The following is a 10,287-nucleotide window of genomic DNA, read 5'->3' as shown; positions in this document are numbered from 1 at the left end:
CAGGTGTCAGGCCCGCGTCTGCTGCAGGGCCGCACGCGACCCCGCATCAGCCGCAAGCCTGCCCCCTTTGCTCAGGACGCTCCGGGCTTGACGGCCTGTCCCGTCGCCCGTCTTGGCCGGTGGCAGGATGGGCTCAGGAAAACGCCACCTCCCTTCCACTCTCGTCGGCGTCAGTGTGCTCGCCGCACGGGCAGGATGGGTCTAGGAAAACAGGGGGCGATCAGCCGGGGCCGGGTGTCCGGGCGGACGAAAGAGACGGGCGGCCTGCCGGGGCCGTTGTGGCGGTCAGAGCGGGCTGGCCGGTCAGGGTCTGGATCAGGGCGCGGCCCGGTTCAGAGGTGGGAGTCCGGCTGGCATGGCGGGCTATTTCCCGATCCGTCCCGGCCAGTTCTGTCAGGATTTCTGTTTCCCGACCGTGAGCGGCCCCAAACGCAAAGGCCTTTTCCCGACTGTCGCCATAGGCTGCCATGTCCTTCTGCACCTTGCCCAGCTCGCGCGCGAAGGTGGGATTGTGGCGCAGTTCCTTTTCGATCGCGTCCCCCAGCGCCGCATGACGGCCTCCGGCCTGCATGCCGCTGAAGGCCTGTGCTGCATCGCCGCCCTCCTGGCGGACAGCGGCCTCGATGTCGCGGCAGACGAGGGAAGGCGGGGCCGACCAGAACGCATGAAGAGACGCAGCGGCCTTGCGGCCTTCTTCCTTGGCCTGTGCCAGGAGCGTGCTTTCGCGCTTCTCTTCCGCAGGCCCGAAGACAGCCGGAATGACCGGACGGGGCACGGGCCGAAGCGTTGGAGCAGCAGAGGCCGACACAAAATCGGATCGCACGGAAACGGTGTATCCGCCGTTTTGTCGGACAGCGTTTCGGAGATCCGCGACGGGGACCGCCACGATCCCGTCAGGCGTTTCGAACGCACCGGAAAGGCTGGTCCGTGTCTTGAAGATCCCCGAGACCGTTTCCCCAGGTGCGGCCGTGCGGATGACGAGGTTATCCAGCGGCCTTGCGGCAGGGCCAGAGCCCATATCCTGCATCAGCTCTTTCAGAGCACGCGCGCGGGCGGGATCGGTGGCGTCTGTCAGCAAGCGCACCATAGCAGGGTGATCCGGGTCCTGCGTGCCGACGATGGAGGCGGAGACCATCCGGGCTTTCGTGATGACGGAGAGGTCCACGTTATGCCCGTAATGACGGCCGAGTTCCGCGATGAACGCGTCCTGCGTTCGGCCGTTGCCCTCCCTGTACGGGTGGACATAATTCAGCTCATTCAGCACCTTTCCGGCGATGGCTGCGAACTGCTCCGGCGTTGAGTTCTTCAGGACGTCCGGGTTGCGGATCGGCTTGAAGGCTTCGTTTAGTCCCATGTCGATATGGGAGCCGGGGAGGAAGGTCGTTGACCCTTTTCGCATGGAGCCGATCGGCTCGACCCGTGCCCCGTCCACGACCGGCCTTTCGTGGCGCATGTGACCGGCCCACTCATAGACGTCCTGGAAGATATGCCGATGGATGGCCTTCAGGTGGTCGGCATCGAAATGGCCTGACGGCCCCAGACCCATCCGGATTTCCAGAATCCTGTGACTGGTGCGGCGGTACTCTTCGGGGTGAAGCTCGGAATGGCGGCGCAGGCCGAGACGGTTTCGCAGAACGTCCGTCTGGTCAGGATCATCCGAAACATTCGGGTAGGTGTAGCCGTGGGCAGGAGGCATTAACGCGTCAGAGGGCGGGATTCAGTCTCCGCCCCAGTTCGGCGAGGTCGATCTGTCCCGCGACGAACGACTGGCAGGCATCCTCGATAAGGGGATCATGCGTGTAGCCCTGCCGTCTCTGGGCCGCGAGGGTCCATTCGACCGCATCCTGACGGCGCGCGCGCTCTTCATCCGAAAGGGCGGAAAAAGGCGTCGGCGCGAAAAGGGTCTTGGCTGAACTCATAAGAAGAAAATAGCGGTTTTAGGCCGGAATGGCAAGGTTTTCCGGGCCTTGCGGCCTATCTGAGGGCGTGTTTTTGAAGTGCGATTTTTCGCGTTCAGTCGCAGAACGAAGCGGCAGGATGCTCTTATGACGAAGAGCCTTTCCCCTCTCGATAGTCGCCCGAAGCACCTGACCGGGCCGCGCCTGTCTCTTGCCCTGTTCCGGATCGGATGGTCCGAGCGTCAGGCCGCCGAGAAATGCGACATGCACCGCAACCAGTTCCGGCGCTGCCTGGAGGGCACGTCCTCTCTTCCGGCTGACTTATCCGCATGGTTGCTGGATCTGGAAGCGGCTCATGTGGCCCATCCCTGTCCCCGGCAGAGAAAGGCTGATCCCATTCTCGCCGAGATCCGCAAAGCCGGGTGACATTGCCCGCGACGTGGTGGGTTCCGGTGTCTCCACGTCCAGGCTCAGGGGATATGAAAAAGGCAGCCCGGAGGCTGCCTTCAAATCGCAAACTCGCCTTCGTCAGTGCTGGTGGTGCTTGAAGTCAAAGCCGAGCTTTCCATTGCTCATTACATAAGGCGTGCATGTCACTCCTGGGTGAACAACCGAGTACGGCTTTAGCCACCTCGTGCTGATCCATGCAGGCTGGAGCGTGTAGGTCATCGTGAGAGCGTAGCCATTTTTCTGTGGCTCGACGGTATCAATAGCCATGACCACCGAGGCGTCAGAAATGACGGTAGCTGATGGAGCAGGGGCTGACATGAAAGAGATGGGATGGTGAGTGTCCATCATGACGTCATCGGGCGCATCCAATGCCATACAGACATGATGGTCGATCGGCTTTACCGGAGTGACGTTCGCGGCATGAGCTGTCCCAAGGACAGAGGCGAAACCGGCAACCGCTAAGAGGATTTGTCTGTTCATTGTCTCTCTCTATCACATTACGATGAAAGGACAGGGCTCGTGGCTCCGGTCCCCATTTTGTCCGCAACGGACTGCCTCCACTGTCCTACGGTCATTCCGCTTGTAACGCCGTTGCTGCTCATCTTGCTGCTGGAGATGTAGTCGGACATGAGGTCGCTTGAGTTTGCCTGGGCAAGGGCGTTTCCAGTTGTTGGGCCGAAATTATAATAGCCACGGGTATCAACGGCGGTCGGATTACTGACGCCGGCTTTCTGAAGAGAAAGGGCTGCGTCTTTAAGATATTGTGCGGCCGCAACAGCCTGTGTGGCCGGGTCCTGCTGTCCGGCAGTCCCCGAGGTGATGGTGCTGGCCAGTCCCGGGTTGGCGGCGAGCGCTTTGCTCATTTCTTCTGAATATGTGCCGTTCGACATCTGAAACGCTCCCGTGATCGTGTGTCCGGACCCGGTGGCCGTATAGACATTCTGGCAGCCTGATTCGACCTGACAGGTTGCGGCCAAGGCAGCAGGGTTCACGCCAATGGAGGACGCATTGTCAGCGGCCTGATAGCCCCATGCGCGGCTATAGAGCGTTTGCAAGGAATCCGATCCGGTTGAGACGGGCTGCGTGGTCTGAATCACTTTCCCATCCCCGCCGATCTGCTGAACTGTCCCGGCTGGTACCGTAAAGTTTGGCAGGCCGACTTCTGGATAAACGACATGCGGGACTTCAGGCAGGCCGTTAGGCACCTCAATCGACTGTGCCTGGCACGAACCGCTGAGGCCAAGTCCGGCCGAGAAAGCCAGACCTGTAATCAAAAAGGATTGTTTGAAGGGCGGCGGCATTGAGCACTCCTGTGTTGGGGTGGTCAGTATCCGCCTGTAGTCTGCGACTTTGAGTATTGTCTGAACAGCTCTTGTTGGCGCGAGGCGGTGTGTCCGTTTTGGACACACCTAAATCAGGTGATCGAGGATAATTCCGAAGACGGTTCCGCCCACGATCATGGTGGCGAACCATCCGGCCCGCTTGCTGATTTCGTCCCGTCGAACACGAGTGCCCGCCATCACGATCTGCGCTTTCATTGAGGCCGCGATTTCATGTTTTACGGTGCTCAGGATCTCGGCGACTTTCGCTTTGACTGTCTTTTCGTCGATCTGCTTCATCTGATCTGAGACAGCGATAGCACTGCGAAGAACGCCTTGCACGGCAGCCATCTCTTCCGCGCTTGCACGGCGGCAGTCTTCTGCCATTTGCTCACAGGAACGCTGAGCAGCAAGACAGCGCTCTCCCATGGCTTCCATACTATCGACCATCATCATCATGAGTTGTGCTTCAGGCTTGCGCGGCGTTTGCACCCAGTATTCGCAGGCCTGTTTGAGGCCTGCTATCCGTTTGCGAAATTCTTCCTGCTCGGCCCTGCAGGAGAGCGTCATTCGTCGTCTCCATCGTCGCCATTTTCGATCTCATCTTTCGAGACAACGGGGGGCAGGCCGTTTGGCATGTTTGGTAGGAAATCGGCCCCCAAGTCTCTCATGAACGCAGGAATGGAATGGCGTAGCCAGAAATCGAAGCGGAGCGTATCGAACCATGAAGGAGTGGGCATACCTGAAACCGGCTTGCCCGCTACGAAATCAAAAAACGATTGATTGCGCTCGGCCACTTTGAGAAGCCCGTTGACAGCGGGGAAGGTCGCGACAGTCCCTTTGTTCGTGAGAGCCTGCTGGACGGCGGGGTGTCGAATGATCGCCCGTGTGTGCTCCTTTGAGTCCGCTTTGTAAGATGCGAGACCTTCGTTGATGATGACGACGCTTCCTGGCGGGTTGAAATCGCGCCGATGCAGGTCGTCAAGATAGTCCAAATCGGCGGGTTCAAAACCAATGACGAAATAGGGGATCAAGCGGACTTTCATTCGCCTCATCGCACCGAGGAGTGGAGAGCCTTGAATCAGTTCATGAACGGCCGTCCAACCGCCGCCAATATCCAGCACAGCATCGCGGCCTGTCTGGGCCATACCCATAATCTGCTCTTCGAGCCATGCGGCCTGTCCACTTGCGTGCTGTTCGGGTGGGGTCAGAACATCCACACCGACCGTGTCGATGGCGTGAGACTTGTTCATGATGTCTGTATTCCAGACTTGTGGGTCTCCGCCCTGTTGCAGGGTGATCTCGGTGATAGCTTTAAGAATGGTCGTCTTTCCGACCCTCTGGCGTCCGATTGCTACGATCAGGCGAGGGCGGCGCGGTTTGGCTTCGGCTGCTGGTTCGGTCTTGGACGTCTTTGCCGTGGCAGTCATGGTTTACTCCGTCAGGAAGCCCGGTCCTCTTGCTCGCTTTTGAGCAAAGAGCTTCTCTTCAATTTCATTTGTGAGCCTCGCAGCTCTCTCCTCCGGAGTTTCCTTTCGGTCCTCCAGATGGCTTCGGAGTGTCTCCGCTTGATCTGCGACTGAGACTGTCCTTTTCGAGACGCTCTCATTTTTTTTCGATGGGCGGTCTGAATAGGCCTCTTCAACAGAAGCTGGACGCCAGTCTGCCGGGACACGACTGGGTGAAACTGGTTTTGGATTGTGTGAAGCCTCGCCAGGCCGGTCAGCCCGCAGCGCTCTTTTCCTTCTAAGAGCCCTGATCCGCGTAAAGCGTGCTCTGCACTTTTTCCATGTGGCCGGAGTGTTTTCGAGCGAGAGACCATCCTCAATCGCCGCACTAACAAGCTTCTCCCAGGACCATCCTTTCTCGTATCGGAGGGCTTCGATTTCCTCGCAGTGTTCGTCGATCCACAGATAGAGAGGCGAAGTGTCTGCTCGGTATGATCTTCCGGGATCAGTCTCGGCCAGTCTGGAGAGGCCTTTGGACACGGTTTTCGTCATGACACTTCTCTTTTGTGTGTGTCCGTTTCGGACACGATGTTCTTCGATCGACTGCGGTGACGGCACTGATCTAGAGTGCGCCAACGTTACACAGAGCCTAGCGCATTGTGTGCGACTACAAAGCGACACCCCCATAATACATATACGACCCCACGGGGACCACATAGCGATATACTCACGACCTATCTACGACCTGCCTACGACGGCATTACGACCTACCTACGACCCAAGAGTGACCTACGAGCAACCCCATAACGACCTACTAGACGACTACACAACGACTACACAAAAATAAGGCTCTTCATAGACCATTGCACCGTTGGTGCGGACGGCTTCGCCGCGCAGGGAAAAAGGAAGAGGATGAGGGACGATGAGTGAGGCCACTCATTCGGTTGCTGTGTGCTCCTGCGAGGTCGTAGAGCAGCCTGACGAAAGGGGGGCGATCGGAAGAGGAACCGGATCGACCTGCCGCCATGATGAAATGATCTCAGTCGCACGAGGGCTTTCTATCCTGCCCTCATGACAGATCAGACCCAGACCCCCGACCGCCCTCCCGAGACCGACGTTTCGGATCGGGAGCTTCTTCAGAACCTTCTCGCCCGCTGTGACGAGCAGGGAGAAGAGATCCGGTTCATCAGCGAAAAGCTGAGTATCCTGATCGAGCTTCTTACCCCCTCGGAGAAGGGGGACGGCCCGACACTGGACGACATTCTCGCGCGCCTGGTCGAACTGATGAAGGATCAGGAGCCGGTCATCAGGCGCATCGACCACACGACCGCCCGCAACAACGACCTCCTTGAAGGCCGTAAGGTTCGTCCGAAGGCAGAGGACGGCCACACGTCATGATGACCTTCCGCAAGATTTCGGCGGAGTGTAACGGCAAGTTCGTGGCCGCCTATTTCACCGAAGGGGCACCGGATCCGGAGCACGATTTCCGCACGGACACCGGCAAGGTGCCGGACGGTGATGGTCAGCGCCTCACGAATTACTACCTCGGCCGTGATGGCCGGGCCTCGTTCAATCCGGGCATGAGCCAGCAGATGGCGGACGTCCTCGGCGTGGATCGGCGCGCCATGCCCACGACCGAAACACTTGCGGCCCTGTTCGAGGGCAAGCGCGCTGACAATGGCGAGCAATGGTCTCAGGCAAAGCGAAAGATCAGCGCCTATGATCTGACCATGGCCCCGCACAAGTCGGTCACGCTGGCTGCCGAGTTCGCGCCCACGCAGGCCGAAGGGGCCGCCATCTGGAACGCTGTGCAACGGGCCAATGACGCAACCATGCAGTATGTGGCCCGCGAGCTTGGCTTTGCCCGACGTGGGCATGGCGGGGAAGACGGAGAAGAAGCCGGGGAGGTCGCCTGGACGTCCTACCGTCACCGTACGTCGCGCCCGACCCTGACCCTGCATGATGCCGAGACCGATACCAGCTATCTGCGTGAGGCCCCGACAGGGGGCGATCCGCAGATGCACATTCATAACTCGCTCTACAATGTGGTTGTGACCGAGAGCGGTCATGTGGGCTCGCTGGACACCAAGCGCCTGCGCTCTCGCGTGCATGAGTTCGGAGCCTTCTTCCAGGCGGAACTGGCGGATGAGCTGCGCAAACTCGGGATCGCGCAGTCCTACGACGCCAAGGAGCAGGCAACCGTTATCTCCGCCGTTCCGCAGGAGGCTTGTGACGCTTTTTCCAGCCGCACGGCCGAGGTAACGCGATCGGCGCGGGCGTATGCCGAGAAGGAGGGGCACGACTGGAACACCATGACGGCCGAGCTGAAAAACAAGATGCTCAAGGCCGCCAGTCTGGCGCACAGGCAGAAGAAGAATGAATCCGCTGACGACGTTGAGGCCTGGCGCGAACGCGCCGCTGCGATTGGCTGGAAGCATCACAGCGTCATGGGCACGGCTGAGGCCACGGAGGTATCTGTCGCGGACCGGCATGAGCAGGCCTACGCGTTTGCGGCCAAGCATCTCGGCAAGGAGTTTGAGACGGCGGCCGTTCTCGATCATGACAAGCTGAGGATGTACGCCGCGCGCGGCCTCATTGGAGCGGGCATCCCCGGGGGCATTGAAGACATCGACCAGGTCGTCAAACTGATCGAGGACAAAGGCCTTGAGGTTCGGGGCGAACAGGTGAGCCTTGTGTCGTGCGTGAAGAATGACCGGATGCGCGTCACCAACACGGCCCAGATCCTTATCGAGGAGACCCTCGCCAAGGAGGCCGTTCGGGCCTCGGCGGATCGCACTGCTTCCCTTTCGGACGCCCAACTCACAGAGGCCATCGCGCGATGCGACCTCGATTTCGACAACGAACACGGCCAGTCCCAGAAGGCGGCGATCTACGCCTTGGGGAAGGCTGGAAAGATTTCGATGCTCACGGGCGTTGCCGGCTCCGGTAAGACAACGCTGCTTCAGCCGCTTGTGGATGCCTGGAAGCGCGATACCCGCTTCTCGGAGAAGGGCCGTGAGATGATTGGCCTTGCGACGGCCTGGCGTCAGGCGGATGCGCTTGGCGATGCCGGGATCCATCAGCGCTACGCTATGATGCCCTTCCTGAGCCGCCTTGAGAAAGGCGAGCAGACCGTGGACGAGAACACGGTTCTGGTCATTGACGAGGTCGGCCAGATCGCACCGCGCCAGATGCTTCAGCTTCTGGAGCTGCAACGCGCGAGCGGCTGCACCATCAAGGCCTTGGGCGACCGGGAGCAGGCTCAATCCATTGAGGCCGGTGATACTGTCGAGATCCTACGCAGGGTTCTGGCCAAGGAGGATATGCCGGAGCTGCTGTCCACGGTCCGCCAGACAACGGCCCGCAATCGTGAGATCGCCGGACTGTTTCGTGGCGAGAAGCCGAGTGCGGATGCACTGGAGGCGCGTCGCCCCAAAGGGAAGGCCGCCTACGCCAACCGGGATCAGGAAAACTGGGATGATCCCCGCAACGCCTTTCACTTTGAGGAAGTCCGCCGCGCTATCGACATGAAGCGCGAGGACGGCACGATCCGGCTAGTCGGCGGCGATCAGGATGAGGTTCTGCAAAAGATTGCCGAGCTTTATGTCACGCGCCGTGACGCGCTGGCTGCGTCCGGATCAAAGCGCGGGATCAGCATGTCGGCGCTGACCAACCAGGACGCGGCCGACCTCAGCCGCGCCGTGCGCAGGATCCTGCAGGAGCGTGGCGAAATCTCCCGCGATGAGGTCAATCTCGATGCGGTCGATCAGCGCGGCGAAACCTATGAGCTTCAGGTCGCTGCCGGCGATAAGCTGCGCCTGTTCCGGCGCACCTGGGGGGTGGTCCAAGGGACAGGGACCACCGTTGGCAACAATGGGGATGTCGTGGAGGTTGTCTCGCACGGCAAGGATGGCCTGAAAGTCCGGACGAAGGACGGACGGGAGGCGGATGTTGAATGGCGTCGGCTGAAGGACCACAAGACCGGCCGGATCCTGCTAGGCTTCGGTCATGCCATGACCATTGATGCCGCCCAGGGCCTTACCTCAGACGAACATATCAACGCACTCCCGCGAGGCGTGGCAACGGCAACCGGGTTTACATCCTACGTGGCCGAAAGCCGGGCCAAGGGCACGACCTGGACCATGATCTCAGACGGCGCGACGTTTGAGGCCGTGCGCAACGGGCGCGCGCTCGGCGATACGACGGAGATCACCAGTGATGATCTGTGGAACCATGTGGCCAAGGGCATGTCCAACAAGCCCTATAAGGCTCTTGGCATGGATCTGCCGTTCACCTCCCAGGAGGAACGGGAGAAGCACGTTCAGGAGCTGATTCGCCTCGGCAAGATGCAGGAAGAAATGGCGCAGGATGGCCGCGACTATGGACGCGAGGTGGCCAACCGCGTGCAGGCGATCACCTTGGAAAAGACGGCTGCACCGAGGCTGAGGGAATTGGACCAGCAGATAGCAGAGCTTCTGGTGCAAAGCGGTTCTGCTATGTCTCAAGCGGAACAGGAGTTGCGTGAGAGTAGAATCATGATAGCCAAGACCGCCTCGCCAGCGGTCTAAGTTAGGGCGCGCAGTTCAAATCGGCTGCCATCAGAACTTATGAGTCCTGCTTCTCGGTGAGATACGGTGAGATCTGGAGGTACGGCTTCATGACTTCTGGGAGCCCTGTCTGATAGAATTGACGCAGGAACTCGTCAGAGTTTGCTATCATCTCTCGATGGTGTCTCTGGGTAGGGTCGCGTCTTGAGAAGTCACTTATGAAGGTTTTGCTTGGGCCATTCTGCTCCACTTGCTTGTTGACGGCCTCGGTCGAAATTAATTTTGAAAAGATCTGGCCCCTTGCGACATCGAGAGCAGATTTAACCTCTGGTCCAAACAGAAATAATGAGCCTTCGCCATGTGAGATTAAATCATTTTCATTTTCTTTAAGTAAAAAAATACGATCCGAGTTCTTTTTGTAATCGGAATCTCTTTCTTCGTCGTTGATGTAGAAGCTAGACGCAGGTGTTAGGTCGCGTTGACAAAAGGTCTATACACTCATCCTGAGATCTGATTCACTGGTTGCTTCAACGCAGACGGTACGGTGGAGCGGGCATGGCACGAGGTGATCTGACGGATCAGGAATGGGCGATAATTGGTCCGCTTCTGCCGCCTGAGCGCGGAC

At 59.3% G+C, this 10,287-nt stretch carries 10 protein-coding genes; 3 read left to right on the top strand and 7 right to left on the bottom strand.

Annotated elements, in window-relative coordinates; genetic code table 11:
• Nucleotides 1–220: 220 nt before the first annotated feature.
• Both KP705_RS14710 and KP705_RS20210 read right to left on the bottom strand, forming a co-directional pair.
• On the bottom strand, nucleotides 221–1,696 hold the full coding sequence (locus KP705_RS14710) for a Fic family protein (RefSeq protein WP_215764719.1): 1,476 nt from the start codon (nucleotides 1,694–1,696) through the stop codon (nucleotides 221–223).
• Nucleotides 1,697–1,703: 7 nt separating this feature from the next.
• Entirely contained in the window at nucleotides 1,704–1,919 is a 216-nt protein-coding gene (locus KP705_RS20210; protein ID WP_063905511.1) for an antitoxin VbhA family protein, read from the bottom strand.
• A 126-nt stretch (nucleotides 1,920–2,045) separates the two neighbouring features.
• On the opposite strand from KP705_RS20210, the gene KP705_RS20205 reads away from it, so the two are divergent.
• The gene (locus tag KP705_RS20205; protein WP_029495893.1) at nucleotides 2,046–2,324 is read left to right on the top strand and encodes a hypothetical protein; all 279 of its coding nucleotides are present in this window, start codon (nucleotides 2,046–2,048) and stop codon (nucleotides 2,322–2,324) included.
• Between the two features lie 102 nt (nucleotides 2,325–2,426).
• On the opposite strand, the gene KP705_RS14700 is transcribed toward KP705_RS20205, so the two are convergent.
• The 5 genes from KP705_RS14700 to KP705_RS14680 all read right to left on the bottom strand — a co-directional run bounded on the left by KP705_RS14700 (nucleotide 2,427) and on the right by KP705_RS14680 (nucleotide 5,655).
• Nucleotides 2,427–2,828, bottom strand: a complete 402-nt coding sequence (locus KP705_RS14700; protein ID WP_064275050.1) for a hypothetical protein — start codon at nucleotides 2,826–2,828, stop codon at nucleotides 2,427–2,429.
• 17 nt (nucleotides 2,829–2,845) lie between these two features.
• The gene (locus KP705_RS14695) at nucleotides 2,846–3,649 is read right to left on the bottom strand and encodes a hypothetical protein (protein ID WP_062027997.1); all 804 of its coding nucleotides are present in this window, start codon (nucleotides 3,647–3,649) and stop codon (nucleotides 2,846–2,848) included.
• A gap of 108 nt (nucleotides 3,650–3,757) precedes the next feature.
• A complete protein-coding gene (locus KP705_RS14690; protein ID WP_202208487.1) occupies nucleotides 3,758–4,237 on the bottom strand; it encodes a hypothetical protein in 480 nt (159 codons plus the stop codon).
• Entirely contained in the window at nucleotides 4,234–5,097 is an 864-nt protein-coding gene (locus KP705_RS14685) for a hypothetical protein (RefSeq protein WP_064275688.1), read from the bottom strand. The genes KP705_RS14690 and KP705_RS14685 overlap by 4 nt, the downstream gene beginning before the upstream one ends.
• A gap of 3 nt (nucleotides 5,098–5,100) precedes the next feature.
• Nucleotides 5,101–5,655: a hypothetical protein gene (locus KP705_RS14680; RefSeq protein WP_215764717.1), complete on the bottom strand. Its 555-nt coding sequence runs from the start codon at nucleotides 5,653–5,655 to the stop codon at nucleotides 5,101–5,103.
• 531 nt (nucleotides 5,656–6,186) lie between these two features.
• Here KP705_RS14680 and KP705_RS14675 point away from each other — a divergent pair.
• The gene (locus KP705_RS14675) at nucleotides 6,187–6,513 is read left to right on the top strand and encodes a hypothetical protein (RefSeq protein ID WP_064275686.1); all 327 of its coding nucleotides are present in this window, start codon (nucleotides 6,187–6,189) and stop codon (nucleotides 6,511–6,513) included.
• Entirely contained in the window at nucleotides 6,510–9,683 is a 3,174-nt protein-coding gene (mobF, locus tag KP705_RS14670; protein ID WP_211510608.1) for a MobF family relaxase, read from the top strand. Before KP705_RS14675 ends, mobF begins: the two co-directional genes overlap by 4 nt.
• The last annotated feature ends 604 nt before the right edge of the window (nucleotides 9,684–10,287 follow it).

The organism is Gluconobacter sp. P1D12_c (genome assembly GCF_018812105.1).
GTDB lineage: Bacteria > Pseudomonadota > Alphaproteobacteria > Acetobacterales > Acetobacteraceae > Gluconobacter > Gluconobacter oxydans_A.
The sequence above is the reverse complement of the archived record's forward strand: the minus strand, read 5'-3'. Positions and strand labels throughout refer to the sequence as shown.

Excerpts from the sequence above, each read along its gene's own strand:
- KP705_RS14710 (WP_215764719.1), bottom strand. The coding sequence starts at position 1,696 with ATGCCTCCTGCCCACGGCTACACCTACCCGAATGTTTCGGATGATCCT.
- KP705_RS20210 (WP_063905511.1), bottom strand. The coding sequence starts at position 1,919 with ATGAGTTCAGCCAAGACCCTTTTCGCGCCGACGCCTTTTTCCGCCCTT.
- KP705_RS20205 (WP_029495893.1), top strand. The coding sequence starts at position 2,046 with ATGACGAAGAGCCTTTCCCCTCTCGATAGTCGCCCGAAGCACCTGACC.
- KP705_RS14700 (WP_064275050.1), bottom strand. The coding sequence starts at position 2,828 with ATGAACAGACAAATCCTCTTAGCGGTTGCCGGTTTCGCCTCTGTCCTT.
- KP705_RS14695 (WP_062027997.1), bottom strand. The coding sequence starts at position 3,649 with ATGCCGCCGCCCTTCAAACAATCCTTTTTGATTACAGGTCTGGCTTTC.
- KP705_RS14690 (WP_202208487.1), bottom strand. The coding sequence starts at position 4,237 with ATGACGCTCTCCTGCAGGGCCGAGCAGGAAGAATTTCGCAAACGGATA.
- KP705_RS14685 (WP_064275688.1), bottom strand. The coding sequence starts at position 5,097 with ATGACTGCCACGGCAAAGACGTCCAAGACCGAACCAGCAGCCGAAGCC.
- KP705_RS14675 (WP_064275686.1), top strand. The coding sequence starts at position 6,187 with ATGACAGATCAGACCCAGACCCCCGACCGCCCTCCCGAGACCGACGTT.
- mobF (WP_211510608.1), top strand. The coding sequence starts at position 6,510 with ATGATGACCTTCCGCAAGATTTCGGCGGAGTGTAACGGCAAGTTCGTG.